Genomic DNA, 22,398 nt, shown 5'->3' on the forward strand with positions numbered 1-22,398 from the left:
CGCTGAAACGTGAATAACAAAAAGGCCAGTCAGTGACATCACTGACTGGCCTTTCAACGAGCAAAGCCGTTAACGCCTTACAGCGCCATCAAACGATCCAGAGATGGCGCAAAGTAGTAACCGCCAGTCACCGGTTTGGTGAAGCGCAACATGGCATCGCGTTTGCCGTCAGTGTCGCCGAACATGCTCAACAACTGCTGTTCGATGTTGTACAAACGTGCGCAGTAGGCGCAGAAATAGAGACCATGAGTACCACTGGCCGTCCCGTACGGCAGGCTCTGGCGAACAATTTTCAGTCCTTTGCCGTCTTCTTTCAGATCCACGCGACTCAGGTGAGAGGTCGCAGGACGATCGTCGCCATCGATCTCTTCGTTGGCTTCTTTGGTGCGACCAATCATCATCTCCTGATCGTGGATGCTCATGCGGTTGAGCTGCTTCAGGTTGTGCTCCCAACGCTGTACGAACACATAGCTGCCGCCCGCATCAACGCCGTCTTTAATGACCGCAACCTCACGGCGCGTCTCAACGCCTGCCGGGTTTTCCGTCCCATCGACAAAACCGCTGAGATCGCGCTCTTCTACCCAACGGAAACCGTGGATCTCTTCTTTCACTTCGATGCAGTCACCAAAGGCTTCCATCGCCGCCTGAGCAACGGAGAAATTCACGTCATGACGCAGGGATAAAATATGGATCAGCACGTCGTACTGCGTTGCCGGTGCCAGACCTTTACCATAAGGGATAAAATCTTTCAGCTCTTCTGCACCCACTCCGCCGCTGAGGGCGCGCCAGGTGTTGTTGCCAAAAGCCACGACGGCGCCTAAGTGCGCATCAGGGAATTTTGTTTCGAAGGTTGCCAGTTTGTCGACAAACGCTTTGCTCGCCGCACGCAGGGCATCAACCTCCCCTTTAACATTGGCTTCAATCCAAATCGCCGCACGGCAATGTTCTGGCAAAATGCCACTCTGAACCTGAGACATCATTCCTCCTGAATATGAGAATGCCACGACTGCGTGGCATTATTGATGGGGGCTATTGTAACCGTTTTTTCTGCGAGGCGGTTTGTTTCGACGCAAATTAACGACGCCAGATAATTTTGCTCACCGTCCAGTTTTTCAGCGTGTCATCAGAGGGCATTAAGCCTTCCGGACCGCTCCACTCACCAGAGAAAACATAGCTAATATGCTGACTGCCTTCCGCTTTACACTCTACAGCATTGCTGTCATCACCCGACGCCAACTCGCAGTTGCCGAATGCCTTACTGTAAAGGTCGCTAAACGGTGTACCGATCTCCACACCGGTGTGTGCCGGAATTTCGCTGTCCAGAACAGCAATCCGGCTAAGGGTTCCCTGGTCGCCGTTGATCACCATCGCGACCTTGTCGCCCTTCATCGCCTCGAAATAACGTACGACATTGCCGTTATCCGTTTTCATCCCGCTACGCAGGCGATAGTCGCCATCCAGCGCATCAGCAATGGCGTTTTCATCAAGCGGGGTGGATGCCGTTAATGTCCCTACGCCTTGTTCAGTGACTTCTGTCGACGAGCCAAACCAGTTCCACGGGTTGGCCGCAGACCAGTTCACCGAAGAGAGCGTGGAGCAGCCAGTTAAGGCCAACGGCAAAGCACATACCAGTAAACGCAGCGATTTCATCTCACTTCCTTTCTTTATTAATTAACCTTGGTTGGAGTCCGGCTTCGCTAAAAAGTGCCGTTATTCTTTTTCAATGGCAAAACAGGCACGTAAACGCCGGTGAGTCACCAGCCAGATAAGCGCGACGATATCCACGACGACCAGCGCCAGCCCGACGCCGCTGACCGGCTCCCCCATCAACCACAATACCGGTTGCCAGCAAAGCAGAACTGACTGGGCAAAAATCAAAAGCCAGCGAACTCCGTGCCACAGAACCGGAAACGCGAAGCGCCGCCCACTGAGTAAAAACGCCAACACGGCGGGTACGCCAGGGATGAGCCCCAGCCAAAAAGCGTGGTGATCGGGATAAAACAGATTCAGCAGCGTATTGCCCTGATCGCGGGATGAGCCCGCAATCACAAACAATACCCAGGTACGCGCCTGTAGCAACAGAACGCACCAGAACAGAAAAGGCAGGCGTAAACGTCCGTGACTGTCGTAGTCGCCAGGATGAAACTCAATACTCTTCATCTTCAATCAAACGCTTACCCAAATTCAGCACATCGCTGTGCTCGTAGCCCAGGCGCTCATACATGCCCAGCACGACGTCGTTATCGTCGCGCACCATGATTTGAATTTTCGGGCAACCGCGGGCAATCAGCTTTTTCTCCAGTCGGTTCAGTAGCGCATTGGCGATGCCACGACCACGAAACTCCGGGTGCACGCCAAGATAGTACGCCGAGCCGCGATGTCCGTCGTATCCCCCCATCACCGTGCCGACAACTTCGCCGTTCACCTCAGCGACCAGGAACAAGCTGACGTCATGGTTCACCTTACGCTCGATGTCCATTTCCGGATCGTTCCATGGACGCAACAGATCACAGCGCTCCCAAAGGGTGATCACCTCTTCGAAATCTTGCTGGCGGAAAACGCGTATCTCCATGGTATGAGTTACCTTTTAGGGTTAAAAACTGTGATTATGGCGCGATCGTCTGATTTAGCCAATATCTGACGCGAAGCGGCGAAAAAAATGGCATAATACGACCATTGTCACGTATTGAAATGAAACGTAAAACAATTCTCATCCTGAACAGTCGTAACGGAATACGCGGTACGATATAACATCTGGAACTTATATTTATTACAACTCAGGCCGTATGAGCACTTTTAAACCACTAAAAACTCTCACATCGCGCCGCCAGGTGCTGAAAGCTGGGCTGGCAGCCCTGACGCTGTCAGGTATGTCAAACGCCTTCGCCAAAGAAGAACCCCTGAAAACCAGCAACGGCCACAGTACGCCGAAGGCTAAAAAAGCGGGTGCCAGACGTGTTGTCGTGCTCGACCCCGGTCACGGAGGAATCGACACCGGCGCCATTGGACGCAACGGTTCAAAAGAGAAACATGTGGTGCTGGCCATCGCAAAAAACGTTCGTTCAATATTGCGTGCTCAGGGGATTGATGCACGTTTAACCCGTAACGGCGACACATTTATTCCGCTATACGATCGCGTTGAAATTGCCCACAAACACGGCGCTGACCTGTTCATGTCCATTCACGCCGATGGTTTTACCAACCCGTCAGCCGCGGGCGCGTCTGTTTTCGCGCTCTCCAATCGCGGCGCCAGTAGCGCCATGGCGAAATACCTCTCCGATCGCGAGAACCGGGCCGATGAAGTCGCGGGCAAGAAAACCACCGACAAAGATCATCTGTTGCAGCAGGTGCTTTTCGACCTGGTACAGACAGACACCATTAAAAACAGCCTGACGCTGGGGTCGCATATTCTCAGGAAGATCAAACCCGTACATCGTCTGCACAGTCGCAGTACAGAACAGGCCGCGTTCGTGGTGCTAAAATCACCGTCAATTCCGTCGGTATTGGTTGAGACCTCTTTTATTACCAACCCAGAAGAGGAACGCCTGTTGGGCACAACCGCATTCCGGCAAAAAATTGCCACCGCCATCGCCAACGGCGTGATCAGCTATTTTCACTGGTTTGATAACCAGAAAGCCCACTCGAAGAAACGTTAACCATGAAACCCGATGTACAACACGTGAAACAGTTCCTGCTGAGTTTGCAGGATGACATTTGCCAGCAATTATCAGCCGTCGACGGCACCAGCTTCGTCGAGGACAACTGGCAGCGTGAAGCGGGCGGCGGCGGACGCAGTCGGGTGTTGCGCAGCGGTGGGATCTTTGAACAGGCGGGCGTCAATTTCTCTCATGTTCACGGCGATGCGATGCCCGCATCCGCCACCGCACACCGGCCTGAACTGGCCGGGCGCAGCTTTGAAGCGATGGGTGTCTCGCTGGTGGTACATCCACTCAACCCGTACATTCCAACCAGCCATGCCAACGTGCGTTTTTTCATCGCCGAAAAACCGGGGGCGGACCCGGTCTGGTGGTTTGGCGGGGGCTTTGATCTCACGCCCTACTACGGCTTTGCAGACGATGCCATTCACTGGCACCGCACGGCGCGTGATTTATGCCAGCCCTTTGGCGATGAGGTCTACCCACGTTACAAAAAGTGGTGCGACGACTACTTCTTCCTTAAACATCGCAACGAACAGCGCGGCATTGGCGGGTTGTTCTTTGACGACCTGAACACACCGGATTTCGACAGCTGTTTTGCCTTTATGCAGGCAGTCGGAAAAGGGTATAGCGATGCGTATCTGCCGATCGTCGAGCGCCGCAAAACGATGGGCTGGGGTGAACGTGAGCGTAACTTCCAGCTCTATCGTCGCGGGCGCTACGTGGAATTCAACCTGGTGTGGGACAGAGGAACGTTGTTTGGGCTGCAGACTGGCGGGCGCACCGAATCCATTTTGATGTCAATGCCGCCGCTGGTTCGCTGGGAATATGACTGGCAGCCGGAAGAAGGCAGCCCGGAAGCGGCATTGAGTGAGTTTATTCGGGTACGCGATTGGATGTGATTGTCTGATGGCGCTTCGCTTATCAGGCCTACAAATTGCACAGAATTGTACGCCGGATAAGGCGCGAAAACGTCGCCATCCGGCATCGGTATTGCGTCATTGTCTGATGGCGCTTCGCTTATCAGGCCTACAGCTTATCAGGTCTACAAATTGCACAGACTCGTAGGCCGGATAAGGCGTGAAAACGTCGCCATCCGGCATCAGTATTGCGTCATTGCCTGATGGCGCTGCGCTTATCAGGTCTACAAATTGCACAGACTTGTACGCCGGATAAGGCGCAAAAACGTCGCCATCCGGCATCGGTATTGCGTCATTGTCTGATGGCGCTTCGCTTATCAGACCTACAGCTTATCAGGTCTACAAATTGCACAGACTTGTAGGCCGGATAAGACGCAAAGCGTCGCCATCCGGCACACACGCTGCACTTACCCCCACTGGCGCATCCGCTGGTGCAACGTCAGCGACGGTTTCTCGGCAAACAGGTGCTGATAATCGGTGGCAAACTGTCCCAAATGCCAGAACCCCCACTGCATCGCGGCGTCTTTGACCGTGACGTTTTTCGACCAGGGGCTTATCAACTCACGACGCACCGCATTTAAGCGGATCCTTTTCAACCACGCGTTTGGCCCTATACCTAAAATCGCGTGAAAAGCGTTTTGCAGCGTGCGGCGGCTCACATGCAGTTGATTACACAAATCCAGTACGGTCAGCGGCTCTGACATATTATCCAGCACATACTCGCGCGCGCGCGACAGCAAGCGTCGATAGCTCTGATGGCTGATGCTCTCAGCGGTCATGATCGGCTGCGCTTCCTCCAGCATCGTGCCCATCGCCAACAACAAATTATCCCGCAGTACTTTACGTACGGCGGGCTGATGTAAATTACCTGGATTCTCGCTGAAGGTCGCCAGCGCCTGCTGCACGAACCCCCACAGCTCCGCTTTATGCTGTTCTTTTACCTCCAGCGCTGACTGGTTGCGCAGCATATGCAGCACCCGTTCCGGGTTATGTAAAAGGTTCGCATTCCGTGTAATGGCCTCTTCGGAGATGACCACCCCAAGAATGGTGTAATCATCCGGGGTGCTCAACTCAAATTCGGTTCCCCCCGGTCGGGTCGCAATCTCCGCGCTGCCAAGGCACTGCGAACCAATAAATCCCTGCTCGCCGCGTGTCGCCGGAATGCCAAACCAGAATGAGTTTGGCCAGACCAGACAAGATTGTCGTAACGCCAGACCGGTGTATTCACGGAATACCTGAATATCATCCAGCAGGATTTCCGTGAATTCGCCATGAAATTTGCCGGGATTCAGCTGATCATAGATCTGCTGCCAGGCGGTAATGGTAAGGGCGTGCTCATAAACATCCGTTGTCCGTCGCTGGTGAACCGCGTCCACCTCGACCTTCGGCGTAAGTTTAACGTCTTCGGGCAACGCTTCATGATAAAGATGATGCAAGTTTGCTGTACGGGTCTTTTTCATGATCTTTTAAGCCGGGAACTTCACCGAAGCCCCCGGCGCCTCCGACAGGTTATACGTTCTTCAGACGATAGCGACTACTGCGTTTACGCAACGTCCCATCAGAAAAGAGCTGTTCCAGCGCATTTCTGGCTTTTTCAAGTGGCCAGCCAAAGTGCGCCGCCACCTCCCCTGCCGTCATTCCCTGACGTATTGTTGCCAACTGCGCCAGCAGTTCCTCCAGGGATTCAGACGCCACCGGCTCATCTGGCGTCTTTTCCGATTTCACAGATTGTGTTGGCTGGCGCTTAAACGTGCCGATCAGCCACTGGGTGTCATCGTCTGGCCGCCCGATTTCCTTGCGACTGATAACACGGCCTGTTCGCTGTGCGGCAGCGCTTCCGGAATCCAGCGCCGCGCGACACGCCGCTAAATCCCCCTCAACCACCAGCGTAAGCCTGCCAGGATCGAGCACTTCGTGACTGAGCAGACGCACGTTGGCGGCTTTCAGCATGGCATCCGCAGCATCAACAGCGGCAACCATGCCATCCACTTCCAGTAATCCCAGTGCATTGATCATGGAAACCTCCCTTACGCGCGCTGCACTGGATTACGAGCAATATCCAGAACGGCATCGGCAAACGCGTTACAGGCTGCTTTACAGGCGGCCTGGCTGCCGGTCAGAAACGCAGCGGAATAGTTGGTTTCTGACGGCGGCGGCACGTAGGTCACCAGTTGTACATCGGCAGATTTCAGCGCCGCATCAATCCCAAATGTCGCTTCCAGCGGCGGCGCCACCAGATAGGCCATCGGATCGCCGAGTCGACACCCGGCCGTTGCCGAAAGATACGAACCGGTACGTGAAACCACATGCGCGAGGAATGCCGTGTTTTCTGCATCGTTCGCCCACTGGAACGCCGCGCCACTTTCGATGTTGGCGACCATCGCGTCCAGACCGGCACGCACTTCCGCCGGATTCGGGCCGCCGAGCATGATCATCACTTCACCGGCTGTCGGTGACGGGCCATGCGCGGCTCCCGCATACAGCGAGCGGCCATACACGACTTCGACCATCGCCTGTTTGGTGGCTTCATCTGCGGCAATATACGCTACATCATCAGAATCTGCAGTGATGAGTCCGAGACTACGTATATGTGGCGGTAATTTAAGTTCACGTGCAAACTCAGCGTTAACGGAGGCAATTACACGCATCGCGGTGACCGAGGGTCGAATTAAATCTAATGCTGGCATGATGCCTCCTTAACGGGTCATGTTGATGCCGGACGCTTTCTGCTCCAGCATACGTTTTGCCAAATCTACAATCACAGCGGCCGCTTCAACTGGCGGTGTACCGCCCTGGTGAATGTTGGAAATACAGGTACGGTCAGCCTCAACGGTCGTTGCTACGCGGGGTGAATAAACGGCGTAGCAGGAGAGACTTTCCGACTGCCCCAGACCCGGACGCTCACCGACCAGCAGTATCACCACTTTCGCGCCAAGAATTTCGCCGATCTGATCTTCGATCTTCACACGGCCATAGCGCACAAAGAACGGAGTACCGACTTTCAGCCCCGCCTGTTTTAACCCGGCCAGCAACGGCGGCAGGATCTCTTCATAGTTGGCGGTAATGGCGTCGGTAGAGAGGCCATCGGAAACCACCACCTGCACGTCCGGATTCGCCAGACACTGTGCCTTCAGCGCCTCAATAGCCTCCGGGCTCAGACGACGGCCCATGTCCGGGCGGGTCAGGTACAGGTTTTTGTCGCTAATTTCCGAACGCACTTCCAGCAGCCCCTGCGCTTTCACCCACTCTTCCGGCACCTCTTTCAGGACGGTATCTTTCGAGCGTGAGTGGTCAGCCAGGAAACGCAGCAGCGCCTGAGTACGCGGACGCGGACCCGCACGACCGGTACAGACGCGCGCGGCAGTGCTGCGACGCAGCTCCGTCAGCACATCAGCGCGGTTCGGGTTCTCCACGCCAATCCAGGCTTTGGCTTCGGCTGAACCCAAGTCCAGCGCGCAGCTTTCCGCCGCAGAGGAGGCGGCACATTGCGTCGTGCTGCATTGCGCTTGTGGTGACGGCGCGGATGCCTGCGGCTGCGGTTGTCCCATTGACGCCATTACACTGCGTACAATTTCTTCAATCTGTTTTTGATCCATTGTTTGTCATCCCCGCGTCATCAGAAGAACAGTGACGGATCGCCCGCCCGTTTGGTCAGACGACCATTTGCCATAATGCCCATCGTTTCCAGCCAGCGTTCAAACTCCGGCGACGGACGCAGATTCAGCAACTGACGCACGGTCGCGGTATCGTGGAAGGCGGTAGTCTGGTAGTTGAGCATGATGTCGTCACCGAGCGGCATGCCCATGATGTAGTTGCAGCCAGCGGTGGCGAGCAGAATCATCAGGTTTTCGTTGAGGTTCTGGTCGGCATCGGCATGGTTGGTGTAGCAGCAGTCACAGCCCATCGAAATGCCGCTCAGCTTGCCCATAAAGTGATCTTCCAGACCGGCGCGGATAATCTGGCGGTCGTTGTAGAGATACTCCGGCCCGATAAAGCCCACCACGGTATTGACGAGGAACGGATCGTAATGGCGCGCCAGACCGTAGTTACGCGCTTCCATCGTCACCTGATCCGCACCGAAGTTAGCGCCCGCTGACAGCGCGGAACCCTGCCCGGTTTCAAAGTACAGGCAGTTTTCCCCGGCGATACGGTTGAACTCTGCGCCGACGGCACGCGCCTCATCCAGCATTGCCAGTTCAACGCCAAACTCTTTCAGCCCTTTTTCACTGCCGCAAATACTCTGGAAAATAAGCCCGCCCGGCGCACCGCGACGAATAGCTTCAATCTGGGTGGTGACGTGCGCCAGCACGCAGCCCTGAGTCGGGATGTTGAACTTGTCGATAACCCCGTAAACGGTGTCCAGCACGCGGCTTAAGTTCTCCACGTCATCCGTTACCGGGTTAACGCCGATCACCGCATCGCCCGCACCGAAGGAGAGCCCCTCGTAGATTTGCGCCGCAATACTCTGCACATCATCACGGGTGTCGTTCGGCTGTAAGCGGCAGCTGAACGTGCCAGGCAAACCAATGGTGGTGTTAGCCTTTTTGATTACCGGCATCTTCTTGCCGCCGTAGATCAGGTCAGCGTTTGAACAGATTTTGGCGACCGCCGCCACCACTTCCGAAGTCAAACCTTTACGCGTGAAGGCAATGTCGTCAACGGAGGTTTCATCGCTCAGCACGTATTCGCGCAGCTCGCTGATGCTCCAGTTTTTAATGCGGTTATAGGCCGTTTCGTTGACGTCATCCTGAATCAGACGCGTAACGCAATCCTCCTCATAGGAAATCACCGGGTTGTTGCGAATATCCGCTACCGTCATTTCCGACAACACCTGTTTCGCAGCAACACGCTCTTGCGAGCTTTCTGCGGCGACCCCTGCCAGCACATCCCCCGAACGCAGTTCGTTGGCTTTTGCCAGCACCTCTTTTACATCCTTAAACTGATAAACATTGCCGAACAATGTGGTCTTTAGTTTCATAAGTCGTTCCCTCAGGAAGGAAATGCGAGTGATTTCACCGTCACCGGCACAACCGATCCGCCAAAAAGAGGCGTACCAATGTCGATATAGTCCCCCGACTGGACGGAAACTTCGTCAATGACCGCCAGCGGGTGTTGCTGTAACTGTGGGCGTAACAGCATGCCCAGGGCTTTACCAAAGTCCTGCTCGGCCACCACCAGCAGGGGATGCGGATTCGGAAAACGCGCGACAAACGCTAACAGCGCGTCGATGACCGAGAGTAATGCGGCGTAACGCACTGGCAACGAGGCGGGAAGCGCCAGGACATACGCGTCAGTTTGCGGGCAAAGATCGAGCTGAATCAGCGCCTGATGCCAGGCGTCGACCAGACTGGATTCCTCTACAGGAATGGCTACCGGCAGATTGCGCAGCGGAAGCGCAACGCCCTCCAGCCATATGGTGCTGCCAGAAAGCGACAGCGTGTGGGCTCCTGCGCCAATCACCGTGGCGCGCACGGTTTGCGCCGGGAACTGCACGTTCATCTCACGCAAGCGCGGATGTTCATGCAGCGCCATTGCCAGCAGGGGCCCTATATCAGAAAAACAGAATGAATCGGCAGGTTGGTTGCGATAACACTCCCCCACACCGCCGGAAAGCGTAATGACGTCAGGCTGCATCCCTGCAGGCAATAATCCCGTTTGCATCAGTGCCTGCGCCAGCGGCGAGAGCGTACCGTCAATCACCTCAACGATAAGATCGGCCATCCGCTGCGCTACCTGTCCCAGTTGCGCGACCGTCAGCGCGTGCGCATCGCAACCCGCGCCGAAGACCTCGTCAACAATCCGTTGTCCCGGCTGATGCGCATAAGCGACACGCCCCTGAGCGTTGGTTTCCAGCAGTCTGCCGCCGACGTTCAGACAGGCAGTTCCGCTCACTTTTCCGGCGTCGAACAGCGCGTAGTTCGACGTGCCGCCGCCGATATCGATGTTCAACACGCGACACAGACGCTGTTCCGACAGGGTTTGCGCCCCAGCCCCGTGACCAGCAATCACCGATTCCAGATGCGGTCCGGCGCTGGCGACGACAAAGTCACCGAGAGACTGGGAAAGGGTCATCACCGCCGGGCGGGCGTTACGGGTTTTCGCACTCTCGCCGGTGATGATGACAGCCCCGGAATCCACGGACTCCGGAGCAATGCCTGCGGCCTGGTACTGGGCCAGAATCAGCGCCTTCAGTTCGGCTTCTTGTAACCCGCCCTGCTTATCGACGGGAGTAAAGAAGACCGGGCTTTGCCAGCTAATTTCGCGTTTGATGAATTCGTAACGCGGCACCTGCGACACTGCCGCACGGTTAACCAGCTCAAGGCGCGAGAAGATCACCTGAGTGGTAGTGGTGCCGATATCGATACCGACGCTCAGTAGCTGGCGAGTCTTCACGATTGCGCCTCCACTTCGGTTTTAACCGCTGCCGGGTCATCTTTTGGCACCAGCAGCATCGCCACGCCAATCGCCGTCACACCACCAATCAGCTTGCCGACAATCATCGGGAAGATCATGGCGTTCATGTTCGCGGCAGCGAAGCCTAAGTGGTCGCCAAGGGCGAACGCGGCGGAGACCGCAAACGCACAGTTAATCACTTTGCCGCGGGTATCCATCTGCTTCATCATGCCGAACATCGGAATGTTGTTCGCCAGCGTCGCCACCATCCCTGCCGCAGCAATATTGTTGATTTTCAGCAGATTTCCGACGCTCATCAGCGGTTTTTCAAACCAGCGGGTCAACAGCAGCACCATTGGATAAGCGCCGAGCAGCACACAGGAGATGGAACCGATGACTTCAATGGCGCGCATCACTTCGCCAGGTTTGTCGCCAGGGGCCATAAAGATAGGATCAAGACCCGGGATCAGCTCCCAGCCCAGCAGGAACTTCACTACCGCCGCCGCCAGACCGATCGTTATCAGCGCCACGAGGAATTTGGCGAAGATCTGGAAACCGTTGATCATTTTTTCCGGGATAAATTTCAGACCCAGCGCTACCAGCACCGCCACAATCAATACCGGGATCATGTTCATCAGGATCAGCGCGAAGGTGAACTCTACCGGCTGGCCATTGATCTCAACGCCGGAATACATGGCAATCAACCCTCCGGCGATACAGCCGACAGGGATGGTGACAATACCCGCCAGCACGCCGAGTGCCAGGTAACGACGGTCAGACGGCTCGATAATGCCAAGCGCCACCGGAATAGAGAAAACCAGCGTCGGCCCCATCATCGCGCCCAGAATTAAACCTGAGTATAGCCACGCCGCCACATCGCCGCCCGCCAGCTCTTTGGCAAGGAAGAAGCCGCCCATATCGCAGGCTAACAGCGTACCGGCGAACATTGACGGGTTAGCGCCCAGCATTTCGTACAACGGAATAATCACTGGTCCCAGCACATGTGCCAGCACCGGCGCCAGCGCGGTCATACCGACCATCGCCAGACCCAGCGCGCCCATTGCCATAAACCCTTCTTCAAACTGACCGCCTGAGCCCTCAATACTCTTACCGAACTTACCGAGGAAGCGCGCAGAGCCACCGAACTGAGACAGGATCCTGTCCACGGCGGCAATCAGCATAAAGAACATCATGATGTACATGATGATTTCGTTAATTCCCATAGCCTCTACTCCCTGTCATTTGTTATTAGTGACCGAAGATGACGCGTCTGCGTCGTCGTCCGGCATTAAAACCGCACTCTTGCCGGATGGCGGCGCAAACGCCTTATCCGGCCTACGGGCACCCCGTCGTTGTAGGCCTGATAAGCGCAGCGCCATCAGGCATTTACTGCGCCGCCGCGTACAGTTCGATAATCTGTTCCTGCGTCGCGGTCCGTGGGTTGCTGCTGATACAAATATCGTCCTGCGCGGCTTGCGCCCATGCGCTGTATTGCGAAGGTTGAGCACCGACGTCGGCGAGTCGTTTCGTCTGGCCCACTTCGGCAATCAGTTCGCTTACCGCATTGATCGCGTCGCGATCGTCTGCTTTCTTATTGGTTAATGCCCGTCCGATGTGGCTAAAGCGCTCACGGCACACCATACGGTTAAACCCCATCACCGTCGGCAACAGCATGGCGTTGGCTTGCCCGTGCGGAATGTGCAGCGCCGCGCCTGGCTGGTGCGCCATCGCATGACACAGCCCTAGCCCCGCGCTGGAAAACGCCATCCCGGCCATACAGGAGGCGAGCAGCATGCTCTCCCGCGCCGCCAGATCGTGACCATTGCCCACCGCTTTCGGCAGTGATTTTCCGATCATCGCAATCGCGCCAATCGCCAGACTGTCGGTAAACGGCGAGGCGTTCAGCGCACTGTATGCCTCAACCGCGTGGGTCAACGCGTCGATCCCGGTCATCGCTGTCACGTGCGACGGAATACCTTCCGTCAGCGCGGCATCCAGAATCGCCACATCCGGCATCATAAAAGCATGCGCCAGTACCTGTTTACGCCCGGTGACCGCATCGATAATGACTGTCACGTTCGTTGTTTCCGAACCGGTGCCTGCCGTCGTCGGCACCGCAATCAGCGGCAAACGCGGACGCAATACGCTTTGCGTCGTCATTTCCGCCAATGTTTGCGTAGGGTTGGTGACCAGCAGGGCGACCGCTTTTGCCGCATCCAGCACCGAACCGCCGCCAAACGCCACCACGCCGTCGCACTTCGACTCACGCAGTTGCGCCACTGCTGCACACACATCCGTGATGCACGGCTCACCCACCGGACAAGGCCAGAGCGTGATCGCCACGCCTTTCATCGCCAGACTGCGCGTGAGTGCGGCTGTCATTCCGGCCTGATGCAGGAAACTGTCAACCATCACAAACAGATGCGTCAGTCCGCGCGTTTGCGCTTCTTGCCCGCAGGCGCTGAGCGCGCCCAGACCACACAATGTGACCGGTGGAACGCTGAACGTTTTCACCCGTTGCAGATTCAGGGTGTCAAATGCCTGAAAGAGCGCCGTCTGCAATTCAGCTTGCATGGATCCCCTCCGCTTTCTCTTTCCCGCTGTTGGCAATCGCCAGCGGTGTCATAAATAAACTGTGCTGTGGTAAATGCACCGCTAACTCCACAAAGCGCTTGCGAAACAGTTCATGGACGCCCGGTTGCATACATGAACCGCCCGCCAGCCATAAATCAGCGATCCCTTGTCCTTCGATATGATGAGCAACAATTTCCGCCATCTTTTCGTAGACCGGCTTCACCACAGGCCAAATTTCTGCCCCGTGGCTACGCTTGTATTGCTCCGCTTCTTCCAGTTGAATACGGCGGTTCCCGGCCAACGTCAGGGAAATATGATGGCCGCCGGTCGCTTCATCTGCGGAGTAAGTCACTTTGCCCTGTTTGACGATAGCGATCCCGGTCGTACCGCCGCCGATATCCACCACCCCGGCGTTATCCAGTTGCAGCAAATCCGCGACCGCAGTCGGTTCATCCAGCACGTGACTCACTTCCAGCCCCGCCGATTCCAGCACGTTAATAGAGATGCGCGGGTCAGTACCTGGCGGGAACGAGGTTGCCGCATGGGTAAACCGGCAGCCGAGCTGTTGTTCAAGGGTATCGAGATGGCGACGAACAATGGTCACCGCGCCGAAGAAATCCCAGACGATGCCGTCGCGCACCACGTCGGCCCAATCGAGGCACACCGCCACCGGGTTTCCGTCGCTGTCGACAACCATCGACACCACATCGCAGGTGCCTAAATCAACGCCCAGCCACAGCGCGGAATCACTGCGTGCAGGCGTTTGATTGCACAGCGCTGCGGCTTTCTGCAAGCGCGGGGTAAGCCATTGTTGTTCGTCGTGCGCCATCTCTTTTCTCCGTTTAGCCTGATGGGCAGGCACTTAAACGATGCGAAACGCATCCACTAACACACAGCGACGCAGGCGCACAAAGGTACGCGCACTGGTCACCCCTTCCCCGGTTGGCGTGGTAATGGTCATGGTGGTCCAGCCTTCGCCGCCCAGGCCAAGTCCGGCAATGCACGGGCCGTTCTTGACGAAAATGCTGGTATCAATGGCATTCGCCATCCGGTTCATGTTGTCGATATTGCGTGAGTGCATCGCCGCCGTATGGTGACAACCCCCTTCCAGCTTGACCGCCAGCGCAATCGCTTCGTCGACGTTTGCCACCCGTACTACCGGCAATACCGGCATCATCAGTTCGGTGACGGCGAACGGGTGAGTGGCGGGCGTTTCGACGAATAACAGGCGCGTTTGTTCTGGCACATTCAGGCCTATCGACGCGGCGATTTTCGCAGCATCGCGTCCTACCCAATCGCGACTGACGGTGCCTTTTCCGTTCTCATCGATATTTTTCAGCAGCACCGGCTGAAGCTGTTCAGCCTGCGCTGTGGTCAGCTTCACCGCCTGCTCGCTTTCCATCAGACGCATCAGCTCATCGGCGACGCTATCGACAACAATCAACACCTTCTCGTCGGCACAAATGATGTTGTTATCAAAAGAGGCCCCTTTGACGATAGATTGCGCGGCACGCACCAGGTCTGCGGTCTCATCGACGACGACCGGCGGGTTACCGGCACCCGCGGCAATCAGACGTTTATTGGTGTGTTTACGTGCAGCATCTACCACCGCTTCGCCGCCAGTGACGACCAGCAGGCCAATGCCTGGATACTTAAACAGGCGCTGCGCCGTTTCGATGTCAGGGTTCGCGACGGTGACCAGCAGGTTTTCCGGACCGCCTGCCGCGACAACCGCCTGGTTGAGTAAGGTAATGGCGCGTTGAGAAACGCCTTTCGCCGCCGGATGGGGTGCAAACACCACGCTGTTACCTGCGGCAATCAGGCTGATGGCGTTATTAATCACCGTTGCCGCCGGGTTGGTGGACGGAGTAACGGATGCCACCACGCCCCACGGCGCGTTTTCAATTAAGGTCAGACCGTTATCGCCGGTCAGAACCTGGGGAGACAAACATTCCACACCCGGCGTACCGCGCGCCTGGGCGACGTTTTTGGCAAATTTATCTTCTACGCGTCCCATGCCGGTTTCAGAAACCGCAAGTTCCGCTAATTCTCTGGCGTGTTTTTCGCCTGCTTCACGAATAGCGTGAATAGCCAACTGGCGCATCGCGACGCTCTTAAGCCCCTGCTGAGCCACTTTTGCGGCGGCAACCGCGTCATCCAGGGAGGCAAAGACGCCCATTTCATGAACAGTCTGGTCAGGTTGGCTGCTGTCTTTCATTTTCAGCAACACCGCTTTGACGACCTGTTCAATATCCTGTTGATTCATGATTTTCTGCCTTATTTATGGAAGATCACCTGACCACCGGCCACCACTTCATCGACGATGCCAATCACGCACAGGTCGACAGGAGACGCTTCGCTACGATGAGCCTGGCGAGCAGAACTGCCGCTAACCAGCAATACCCACTCCCCGGTTCCCGCCCCGATGCTATCGATAGCAACGGCGCACTGTCCGTCGGGATTTCCCTGGGAATCAATCATTTCCACCATCAACAATTTGTCATGCGCCAGTCCATCATGGCGTACGGTACAAACGATTTGTCCTGTGACGACTGCCAGTTTCATACCCGCCTCCGTGGCATTTTCAGGTAAAACCTCCCCCTGCTCTCCAAAGAGAACAATGCGAAAAGGAGAGAGAGTGACGCCAGCCAGTGACGTCACATGGGGTGATTACATGTCGCTGCTGTCGCCTTTGAAGCTGATCGGGAACACTTCTTCCAGATCGCCATGCGGACGCGGAATAACATGCACAGAAACCAGTTCACCAATACGTTGCGCTGCGGCGGCGCCAGCATCGGTTGCCGCTTTGCACGCTGCCACATCGCCACGAACCATAGCAGTACACAGGCCGCCACCGATCTGCTTCACACCAACCAGCTTCACGCGTGCCGCTTTAACCATTGCGTCAGAAGCCTCAATCAGTGCAACCAGGCCCCGGGTTTCGATCATTCCTAATGCTTCCATTGTGTTTTCCTCGTTTAAAGGGTCCAGAACGGGACCTTATACAACCAGTGTGTGCGAGGCGTTTTCACGGCTCACGTCAGTCTGGCGCGGTACAGCTGCTACCAACGCCAGTTCGATAATTTCTTGCACGCTACAGCCTCGGGAAAGATCGTGGAGCGGCGCGGCAAGCCCTTGAATCAATGGCCCGACGGCGCGATAACCGCCCAAACGCTGTGCGATTTTGTAACCGATATTGCCTGCCTCCAGCGACGGGAAGACCATCACATTGGCTTTCCCTTGTAAGGGGCTGGCTGGCGCTTTTTGTGCTGCGACATCCGGCACAAACGCGGCATCAAACTGCAATTCGCCATCCACCACCAGCTGCGGCGCACGTTCACGAACGATATCCGTCGCCTGTTGTACGTTGGCGACGTTGGGGTGACGCGCGCTGCCGTTGCTGGAAAATGACAGCATCGCCACGCGCGGTTCCACGCCGGTAATCGCCTGCCAGGTGTCGGCGCTGGCAATGGCGATATCTGCCAGTTGTGCCGCCGTTGGCTGCGGTACTACGCTGCAATCGGCAAACCCTAATGGCTGGCCGGTGTACTGCGGCAGCATCAGAAAAATGGACGACAGCGTTTTACAGCCCGGTTGCAACCCAATGATGCGCAACCCTGCGCGCAGTACGTTCGCCGTTGACGACAGATTGCCCGCGATACAGACATCCGCTTTGCCTGCGCTGACCATCGCAGCGGCGAACATCAGCGGATCGTTGAGTTTCTCCAGCGCATCCGCCGGCGTTTTCTCACCAGCCCGCGCCAGCCAACGCTGCGCAAATTCTTCACGCATCTGCAGATTGCTGTGTGGATCAATTACGCGAAGACCGTCCATGGCAATGCGGTGCGTCAGGGAAAACTGGCGCATCTCAAACGGGCTGGCCACCAGAATTGGCTGCGCCAGACCCTGCTGTTGCAGGTAATGCGCCGCTTTCAACACGCGTACGTCCAGCGCGTCCGGGAAGACCACCCGGGCAGGTGAGTTTTTTGCCAACTCACGGCAACGTTCAATGATCATTGCCCTCTCCCAGTCGTTGTTGAATTTGGCTGACCGTTTGCGGATGCTTCGCGACACTTTGGATCATCATCACGTAAACCGTACTCGAGAGACGGTTCAGCGCCTGCAAGATATCCGGACGCAGTACGTCGAATCCACGGGTAATAAAGACCTGGGCCGCCACCACTTCTGTCTCACGGACTTTGGTCCGTAGCAGATTGAGCAGCGCAGCATCGCGGCCGTGACTGGCTTCTGGCACCAGGTGATCGTGGTCAAGGTAGCGCAGCGGTTGATGAGAAAGCCGGTGCAACTGCTCCTCACTGAGTCCCACGATGGACTGTGCCGCCAGCGGTTCGTCCATCGCATCAGCACGCATGATGTTGCCCAGACGCGAACGAATGTCCGCAAGCCAGGGTTGCCACTGTTCCGGCAACTCAATTTGTAACCACACCGTCAGGGCGATGGTACTGTCCAGCGCGGCGCGAAACCCCAGCCGTGGGTCGCTTTTCGCGACCATTTTGTCCGCCGTCAGATGGGTCAACGTGTCGGGCTTTTTCGTCACTTCCTGACGGCACAGCTCACAGCACGCCTGCGGGTGCGAGTCGCTGCTGGTCAAACCGTGTACCGGCTGCGGCTGCTGCTCGTCGTCATCAACAAACAGACTTCCTTGTTCATCCAGAAACTTAATGCGCAAGTGACGGCTTTCCAGCAGTTCCCTGGCAGATGGCGTCAGGCGAGCGTCAACGGGGAGGTGAATTTCAGCTCCTTCGCTGAGCGTGTGATTCGCTCTCAGCCATGCTTCAGTAATGAAATCCTTCATACATCCGCCTTAGCAAGACTGCCAGTTCGCAGGCCAGGCTACATACAAAAATTTCACAGTCGATGGCGTACCAAATTCAATGCTGGAGCCTTTTGGAATGAACATCACATCCCCGGCTTTCGCAATCATGGTTTCGCCCTGGTGACGAACGTGGAGTTCCCCTTCCAGAATCATGTCGATTTCGTCGTAATTCAGCCTCCACGGGAAGAAGGCGTTTTCCCACTGCATAAAGCCAGCGGCCATGCTGCTACCGTCTTTGTCCGTCACTAAATCCGTTAAACCGACACAGTGGGGTTCAGCGCCGTCAAAGCGGCCAAACTTCACGCTGCTGCCGTCAATCACCTTCACGCCGCCTTTACCGGTTACCGAGGTAAAACTCGGCTGCATACCGCCTTGTTCCAGCGACTGTTTTTCCTTCATCACTTTGTCCATCAACTGCGCAACGAGGCTTTCGGTGAACTGTCCTTCCGGCAACTGGGCGATGATGGTTTCACGAATACGCTGGCTGTCCGTTTTTCCGTCATCCACCGGAGTGGATGTCGCGGCGGCTACCGGGGTAAATTCGTCGCATTCGGTGATCGTGACGCCCAGTAGCTCCGCAACTTCGCGGGCCTCCGGGGTGATGATGCTGGCGCGCAGAACAACCGACAATGCCTGTTCGCCACGTGCGTGAGCCGCACGAATGTCATTAGCTGTGATAAGTTTTTTCACCTGCCCCTTCCTCCTGTTCGGTAAGTGCTGCCAGATAATCCACCAGATGCTGCACGCTGTTCGGATCATGCGTATTGAGTTCGAAAACGGGTTCCTGGAACCCTAATCCGCGCAGTAATTGTCGCGTTGCGGCGACGTCGGCATCCGGTACGTCTGTTTTGCTGATCACGGCGATGTGTCGTTTACTGGCACCGATATCCAACAGCCCGGCAGGTAAGCGACTTTCTTTGTCATTTGCTGCATGGACATAAATCAGCGTATCGACATCCTGCAACGTGGTAATTAAGGCGTGATACCAGCGAGGATGGCTAAAATATTCCCCAGGGGTATCGATATCGCCGTTTTCATTAAATTCCACGGCCTGCGTTTTTCTGGCGAGGGAATAATTTCCCTGTAATGCGTTAAAAAGCGTTGTTTTCCCCGCGCCAACGGTGCCGACAAACGCAATTCGTTTCATGACCGCCTCTCATTAGCTTTTTGTCAGATCGCACAACGTGAAATTTAATAGGCGTCCCAGGCCGCTGACCGTCTGTAATAACGCCTCTTCGACTGCGCCGACAGACCCATAAATCACCAGCGCACCGCTGAATCTGTCGAGAAAACCGATATGTACATCAGCCGCTTTCATGGCTAAATCACCCGCAATCATCGCGGTTTCGCCTGGTGTCAGTGTCATAATGCCGATGGCTCCGGCTTCGGGTACGCCGATCTTTTTCGCCAGTTCGTCACCGGGGTGCGCAATGAGATGCGCCAGCGTGACCTGTTTTCCCGGCACAAATTCCTGAATGATGCGTTCTTTATCCATTGCTCGCCGCCTGTGCTGAAACTTTCCTCATCGTGGCAATTTTTCGTCAGAGTAAATAACAAAATTCGGCAAGCTGGTTTAAAAGGTGAGATGGATCACTAAGAATGGGGATATAAAAAAAGCGCGGGAGAAACCCGCGCCTGAATTAATTAAAGTGAAATTACAGCGGTTGTGTTTGCGCTTCCACCACGGCCAGCGCCACCATATTCACAATACGGCGAACAGAGGCGATCGGCGTTAATACGTGAACCGGTTTTGAAACGCCCATCAATACAGGCCCTACCGTGACGCCTTCAGAGCTGGAGACGCGTAGTAAGTTGTAACTAATGCGAGCCGCTTCCATATTTGGCATCACCAGAATATTGGCAGAGCCTTTCAGCGGGCTGTCCGGCATCCGCTCATTACGGATACTCTCCACCAGTGCGGCGTCACCGTGCATTTCGCCGTCGATCATCAGGTCAGGCGCGCGCGCTTTGATCAGTTCCAGCGTTGTGCGCATTTTGCCAGCGGATGGACAGTTAGAGGAACCAAAGTTGGAGTGTGACAGCAGCGCCACTTTCGGTTCGATACCAAAACGACGGACGGTTTCTGCCGCCATCAACGCAATTTCAGCCAACTCTTCCGGGCCTGGATCATCGTTGACGTAGGTGTCCGCAATAAAGGTGTTACCGCTTGGCAGCAGCAAAGCATTCATCGCGCCTGCCGTATGTACGCCTTCGCGATAACCGAAGATATCCTTCACCACGCTGAAGTGTTCGTGATAATCGCCGATCGTCCCGCAGATCATGGCATCCGCTTCACCACGCTGCACCATGATTGCGCCAATCACCGTCGTATTACTGATCACTGCACGCTGCGCCTGCTCCTGGGTGATGCCACGGCGCTTCATGATCTGGTAGTACTCGCTCCAGTACTCTTTAAAGCGCGGATCGGATTCATTGTTGACGATCTCAAAATCGACGCCCGCTTTGATCTGCAAGCCCAGTTTTTGAATGCGCATCTCGATCACGCTCGGACGGCCGACCAGGATCGGTTTTGCCAGCCCCAGGGTGATCAACTCTTGCGTGGCATGCAGGACTCGCGCCTCTTCCCCTTCCGTCAGCACCACGCGTTTTGGCGCTTTACGGGCCAGAGAGAAGATAGGCTTCATGAACAGGTTGGTTTTATAAACAAACTCGGTCAGTTTATCGATGTAGGCATCAAAATCCGCAATCGGACGCGTCGCCACGCCGGAATCCATCGCCGCTTTCGCCACCGCAGGGGCGATCTTAACGATCAGACGCGGATCGAACGGTTTCGGAATAATGTAGTCCGGACCGAAACTCAGATCCTGATCGCCATAGGCGGACGCCACCACTTCGCTTTGTTCTGCATGCGCCAGTTCAGCAATAGCATGCACCGCCGCCAGTTTCATCTCTTCGTTAATCGCCGTGGCGCCCACATCCAGCGCGCCACGGAAGATGAACGGGAAGCACAGAACGTTGTTCACCTGGTTTGGATAGTCAGAACGACCGGTACAGATAATCGCGTCCGAACGAACCTCTTTCGCCAGCGGCGGCAGGATTTCAGGTTCCGGGTTAGCCAGCGCCAGAATCATCGGCGAGCGGGCCATTTTTTTCACCATCTCAGGCGTAAGGACTTTTGGCCCTGAACAGCCGAGGAAAATGTCCGCGCCGTCAATCACATCATCCAGCGTGCGTTTGCCGTCGTCTTCCACCGCGTAAGCCGCTTTGGTTTCCGCCATGTTCGGTTCGCGGTCTTTGTAGATAACGCCTTTCGAGTCGCAAACCACGATGTTGTGCTTCTGCATCCCGAGCGCCACCAGCAGGTTCATACAGGCAATCGCCGCCGCCCCTGCGCCGGAAACCACCATGCGCACGTCAGAGATGTTTTTCTCCACCACGCGCAGGCCATTGAGAATGGCGGCGGTGCTGATGATCGCCGTACCGTGTTGATCATCATGGAATACCGGAATATTCATGCGCTCGCGCAGTTTTTGCTCAATGTAGAAACATTCGGGCGCTTTGATGTCTTCAAGGTTAATGCCGCCAAACGTCGGTTCAAGCGCCGCAACGACATTAATAAATTTATCCGGATCGAGTTCATCCACTTCAATGTCGAAGACATCAATGCCGGCAAACTTCTTAAACAGAACGCCTTTGCCTTCCATGACCGGTTTACCTGCCAGGGCACCGATATTGCCCAGGCCCAGCACCGCTGTACCATTGGAGATCACCGCGACCAGATTGCCACGCGCGGTGTATTTGTAGGCCGCCAGCGGATCTTTTTCAATTTCAAGACAGGGAGCCGCCACGCCTGGCGAGTAGGCCAGTGCAAGATCGCGCTGGGTGGCGAGGGGTTTGGTCGGGGAAACCTGGATTTTACCCGGCACAGGAAATTCGTGGAAATCAAGAGCGCTTTGTTTTAACTGGTCATCCATTTGTTGTTCCTTTCACGTATCGATCAAAAAAGTGGCGCGGTTCAACTGAGCCGCACATTATCGCCTCACTGGGCGGCACAAAC

At 55.9% G+C, this 22,398-nt stretch carries 24 protein-coding genes; 2 read left to right on the top strand and 22 right to left on the bottom strand.

Going from position 1 to position 22,398, the window contains the following annotated elements; all coding sequences use genetic code 11:
- Nucleotides 1–77 precede the first annotated feature (77 nt).
- The 4 genes from yfeX to NNO04_RS13605 form a co-directional block, all read right to left on the bottom strand.
- Complete coding sequence (yfeX, locus tag NNO04_RS13590) at nucleotides 78–977, bottom strand: porphyrinogen peroxidase (protein ID WP_271445143.1); 900 nt, start codon at nucleotides 975–977, stop codon at nucleotides 78–80.
- 97 nt (nucleotides 978–1,074) lie between these two features.
- The gene (locus NNO04_RS13595) at nucleotides 1,075–1,650 is read right to left on the bottom strand and encodes an RpoE-regulated lipoprotein (protein WP_271445114.1); all 576 of its coding nucleotides are present in this window, start codon (nucleotides 1,648–1,650) and stop codon (nucleotides 1,075–1,077) included.
- A gap of 60 nt (nucleotides 1,651–1,710) precedes the next feature.
- Entirely contained in the window at nucleotides 1,711–2,160 is a 450-nt protein-coding gene (locus tag NNO04_RS13600; RefSeq protein WP_271445115.1) for a DUF2919 domain-containing protein, read from the bottom strand.
- On the bottom strand, nucleotides 2,147–2,572 hold the full coding sequence (locus NNO04_RS13605; protein WP_271445116.1) for a GNAT family acetyltransferase: 426 nt from the start codon (nucleotides 2,570–2,572) through the stop codon (nucleotides 2,147–2,149). The genes NNO04_RS13600 and NNO04_RS13605 overlap by 14 nt, the downstream gene beginning before the upstream one ends.
- Before the next feature lie 214 nt (nucleotides 2,573–2,786).
- On the opposite strand from NNO04_RS13605, the gene amiA reads away from it, so the two are divergent.
- Both amiA and hemF read left to right on the top strand, forming a co-directional pair.
- Nucleotides 2,787–3,656 carry an N-acetylmuramoyl-L-alanine amidase AmiA gene (gene amiA / locus NNO04_RS13610; RefSeq protein WP_271445117.1) on the top strand — a complete coding sequence of 290 codons (870 nt, stop codon included), beginning with the start codon at nucleotides 2,787–2,789 and terminating at the stop codon, nucleotides 3,654–3,656.
- Between the two features lie 2 nt (nucleotides 3,657–3,658).
- Complete coding sequence (gene hemF, locus NNO04_RS13615; protein ID WP_271445118.1) at nucleotides 3,659–4,558, top strand: oxygen-dependent coproporphyrinogen oxidase; 900 nt, start codon at nucleotides 3,659–3,661, stop codon at nucleotides 4,556–4,558.
- A 425-nt stretch (nucleotides 4,559–4,983) separates the two neighbouring features.
- Here hemF and eutR read toward each other — a convergent pair whose 3' ends face one another.
- The 18 genes from eutR to maeB all read right to left on the bottom strand — a co-directional run bounded on the left by eutR (nucleotide 4,984) and on the right by maeB (nucleotide 22,315).
- Complete coding sequence (eutR, locus tag NNO04_RS13620; protein ID WP_271445119.1) at nucleotides 4,984–6,036, bottom strand: HTH-type transcriptional regulator EutR; 1,053 nt, start codon at nucleotides 6,034–6,036, stop codon at nucleotides 4,984–4,986.
- Nucleotides 6,037–6,085: 49 nt separating this feature from the next.
- Complete coding sequence (gene eutK, locus NNO04_RS13625) at nucleotides 6,086–6,592, bottom strand: ethanolamine utilization microcompartment protein EutK (RefSeq protein ID WP_271445120.1); 507 nt, start codon at nucleotides 6,590–6,592, stop codon at nucleotides 6,086–6,088.
- An 11-nt stretch (nucleotides 6,593–6,603) separates the two neighbouring features.
- On the bottom strand, nucleotides 6,604–7,263 hold the full coding sequence (gene eutL, locus NNO04_RS13630; RefSeq protein ID WP_192613001.1) for an ethanolamine utilization microcompartment protein EutL: 660 nt from the start codon (nucleotides 7,261–7,263) through the stop codon (nucleotides 6,604–6,606).
- Between the two features lie 9 nt (nucleotides 7,264–7,272).
- Nucleotides 7,273–8,172 (bottom strand): ethanolamine ammonia-lyase subunit EutC, encoded by a 900-nt coding sequence (gene eutC, locus NNO04_RS13635; protein WP_271445121.1) that lies wholly within the window; start codon nucleotides 8,170–8,172, stop codon nucleotides 7,273–7,275.
- 20 nt (nucleotides 8,173–8,192) lie between these two features.
- A complete protein-coding gene (gene eutB, locus NNO04_RS13640; protein WP_271445122.1) occupies nucleotides 8,193–9,554 on the bottom strand; it encodes an ethanolamine ammonia-lyase subunit alpha in 1,362 nt (453 codons plus the stop codon).
- 11 nt (nucleotides 9,555–9,565) lie between these two features.
- Nucleotides 9,566–10,969, bottom strand: coding sequence for an ethanolamine ammonia-lyase reactivating factor EutA (gene eutA / locus NNO04_RS13645; RefSeq protein ID WP_271445123.1), 1,404 nt, complete (start codon nucleotides 10,967–10,969; stop codon nucleotides 9,566–9,568).
- The gene (gene eutH / locus NNO04_RS13650) at nucleotides 10,966–12,192 is read right to left on the bottom strand and encodes an ethanolamine utilization protein EutH (RefSeq protein ID WP_271445124.1); all 1,227 of its coding nucleotides are present in this window, start codon (nucleotides 12,190–12,192) and stop codon (nucleotides 10,966–10,968) included. The genes eutA and eutH overlap by 4 nt, the downstream gene beginning before the upstream one ends.
- Before the next feature lie 163 nt (nucleotides 12,193–12,355).
- The gene (gene eutG, locus NNO04_RS13655) at nucleotides 12,356–13,543 is read right to left on the bottom strand and encodes an ethanolamine utilization ethanol dehydrogenase EutG (RefSeq protein ID WP_271445125.1); all 1,188 of its coding nucleotides are present in this window, start codon (nucleotides 13,541–13,543) and stop codon (nucleotides 12,356–12,358) included.
- On the bottom strand, nucleotides 13,533–14,372 hold the full coding sequence (gene eutJ / locus NNO04_RS13660) for an ethanolamine utilization protein EutJ (RefSeq protein WP_271445126.1): 840 nt from the start codon (nucleotides 14,370–14,372) through the stop codon (nucleotides 13,533–13,535). The genes eutG and eutJ overlap by 11 nt, the downstream gene beginning before the upstream one ends.
- 33 nt (nucleotides 14,373–14,405) lie before the next feature.
- On the bottom strand, nucleotides 14,406–15,809 hold the full coding sequence (locus NNO04_RS13665) for an aldehyde dehydrogenase family protein (RefSeq protein ID WP_271445127.1): 1,404 nt from the start codon (nucleotides 15,807–15,809) through the stop codon (nucleotides 14,406–14,408).
- Between the two features lie 11 nt (nucleotides 15,810–15,820).
- Nucleotides 15,821–16,108, bottom strand: a complete 288-nt coding sequence (eutN, locus tag NNO04_RS13670) for an ethanolamine utilization microcompartment protein EutN (RefSeq protein WP_271445128.1) — start codon at nucleotides 16,106–16,108, stop codon at nucleotides 15,821–15,823.
- Nucleotides 16,109–16,213: 105 nt separating this feature from the next.
- Nucleotides 16,214–16,507: an ethanolamine utilization microcompartment protein EutM gene (eutM, locus tag NNO04_RS13675; RefSeq protein WP_135324804.1), complete on the bottom strand. Its 294-nt coding sequence runs from the start codon at nucleotides 16,505–16,507 to the stop codon at nucleotides 16,214–16,216.
- 36 nt (nucleotides 16,508–16,543) lie between these two features.
- Complete coding sequence (gene pta, locus NNO04_RS13680) at nucleotides 16,544–17,560, bottom strand: phosphate acetyltransferase (protein WP_271445129.1); 1,017 nt, start codon at nucleotides 17,558–17,560, stop codon at nucleotides 16,544–16,546.
- On the bottom strand, nucleotides 17,550–18,359 hold the full coding sequence (gene eutT / locus NNO04_RS13685) for an ethanolamine utilization cob(I)yrinic acid a,c-diamide adenosyltransferase EutT (RefSeq protein WP_271445130.1): 810 nt from the start codon (nucleotides 18,357–18,359) through the stop codon (nucleotides 17,550–17,552). Before eutT ends, pta begins: the two co-directional genes overlap by 11 nt.
- A 9-nt stretch (nucleotides 18,360–18,368) precedes the next feature.
- On the bottom strand, nucleotides 18,369–19,070 hold the full coding sequence (gene eutQ, locus NNO04_RS13690; protein ID WP_271445131.1) for an ethanolamine utilization acetate kinase EutQ: 702 nt from the start codon (nucleotides 19,068–19,070) through the stop codon (nucleotides 18,369–18,371).
- Nucleotides 19,048–19,527, bottom strand: coding sequence for an ethanolamine utilization acetate kinase EutP (gene eutP, locus NNO04_RS13695; RefSeq protein WP_271445132.1), 480 nt, complete (start codon nucleotides 19,525–19,527; stop codon nucleotides 19,048–19,050). Before eutP ends, eutQ begins: the two co-directional genes overlap by 23 nt.
- 12 nt (nucleotides 19,528–19,539) lie before the next feature.
- On the bottom strand, nucleotides 19,540–19,875 hold the full coding sequence (gene eutS, locus NNO04_RS13700; protein ID WP_192613012.1) for an ethanolamine utilization microcompartment protein EutS: 336 nt from the start codon (nucleotides 19,873–19,875) through the stop codon (nucleotides 19,540–19,542).
- Between the two features lie 160 nt (nucleotides 19,876–20,035).
- A complete protein-coding gene (gene maeB, locus NNO04_RS13705) occupies nucleotides 20,036–22,315 on the bottom strand; it encodes an NADP-dependent oxaloacetate-decarboxylating malate dehydrogenase (RefSeq protein ID WP_271445133.1) in 2,280 nt (759 codons plus the stop codon).
- Between the last annotated feature and the right edge of the window lie 83 nt (nucleotides 22,316–22,398).

Origin of the sequence: Citrobacter sp. Awk 4 (genome assembly GCF_028069725.1) — a bacterium.
Lineage (GTDB): Bacteria > Pseudomonadota > Gammaproteobacteria > Enterobacterales > Enterobacteriaceae > Citrobacter_D.

Excerpts from the sequence above, each read along its gene's own strand:
- eutP (WP_271445132.1), bottom strand. The coding sequence starts at position 19,527 with ATGAAACGAATTGCGTTTGTCGGCACCGTTGGCGCGGGGAAAACAACG.
- maeB (WP_271445133.1), bottom strand. The coding sequence starts at position 22,315 with ATGGATGACCAGTTAAAACAAAGCGCTCTTGATTTCCACGAATTTCCT.
- eutG (WP_271445125.1), bottom strand. The coding sequence starts at position 13,543 with ATGCAAGCTGAATTGCAGACGGCGCTCTTTCAGGCATTTGACACCCTG.
- eutK (WP_271445120.1), bottom strand. The coding sequence starts at position 6,592 with ATGATCAATGCACTGGGATTACTGGAAGTGGATGGCATGGTTGCCGCT.
- eutN (WP_271445128.1), bottom strand. The coding sequence starts at position 16,108 with ATGAAACTGGCAGTCGTCACAGGACAAATCGTTTGTACCGTACGCCAT.
- eutS (WP_192613012.1), bottom strand. The coding sequence starts at position 19,875 with ATGGATAAAGAACGCATCATTCAGGAATTTGTGCCGGGAAAACAGGTC.
- eutH (WP_271445124.1), bottom strand. The coding sequence starts at position 12,192 with ATGGGAATTAACGAAATCATCATGTACATCATGATGTTCTTTATGCTG.
- amiA (WP_271445117.1), top strand. The coding sequence starts at position 2,787 with ATGAGCACTTTTAAACCACTAAAAACTCTCACATCGCGCCGCCAGGTG.
- eutM (WP_135324804.1), bottom strand. The coding sequence starts at position 16,507 with ATGGAAGCATTAGGAATGATCGAAACCCGGGGCCTGGTTGCACTGATT.
- hemF (WP_271445118.1), top strand. The coding sequence starts at position 3,659 with ATGAAACCCGATGTACAACACGTGAAACAGTTCCTGCTGAGTTTGCAG.
- NNO04_RS13600 (WP_271445115.1), bottom strand. The coding sequence starts at position 2,160 with ATGAAGAGTATTGAGTTTCATCCTGGCGACTACGACAGTCACGGACGT.
- eutR (WP_271445119.1), bottom strand. The coding sequence starts at position 6,036 with ATGAAAAAGACCCGTACAGCAAACTTGCATCATCTTTATCATGAAGCG.
- eutB (WP_271445122.1), bottom strand. The coding sequence starts at position 9,554 with ATGAAACTAAAGACCACATTGTTCGGCAATGTTTATCAGTTTAAGGAT.
- eutL (WP_192613001.1), bottom strand. The coding sequence starts at position 7,263 with ATGCCAGCATTAGATTTAATTCGACCCTCGGTCACCGCGATGCGTGTA.
- eutJ (WP_271445126.1), bottom strand. The coding sequence starts at position 14,372 with ATGGCGCACGACGAACAACAATGGCTTACCCCGCGCTTGCAGAAAGCC.
- pta (WP_271445129.1), bottom strand. The coding sequence starts at position 17,560 with ATGATCATTGAACGTTGCCGTGAGTTGGCAAAAAACTCACCTGCCCGG.
- NNO04_RS13665 (WP_271445127.1), bottom strand. The coding sequence starts at position 15,809 with ATGAATCAACAGGATATTGAACAGGTCGTCAAAGCGGTGTTGCTGAAA.
- yfeX (WP_271445143.1), bottom strand. The coding sequence starts at position 977 with ATGTCTCAGGTTCAGAGTGGCATTTTGCCAGAACATTGCCGTGCGGCG.
- eutC (WP_271445121.1), bottom strand. The coding sequence starts at position 8,172 with ATGGATCAAAAACAGATTGAAGAAATTGTACGCAGTGTAATGGCGTCA.
- eutT (WP_271445130.1), bottom strand. The coding sequence starts at position 18,359 with ATGAAGGATTTCATTACTGAAGCATGGCTGAGAGCGAATCACACGCTC.
- NNO04_RS13595 (WP_271445114.1), bottom strand. The coding sequence starts at position 1,650 with ATGAAATCGCTGCGTTTACTGGTATGTGCTTTGCCGTTGGCCTTAACT.
- NNO04_RS13605 (WP_271445116.1), bottom strand. The coding sequence starts at position 2,572 with ATGGAGATACGCGTTTTCCGCCAGCAAGATTTCGAAGAGGTGATCACC.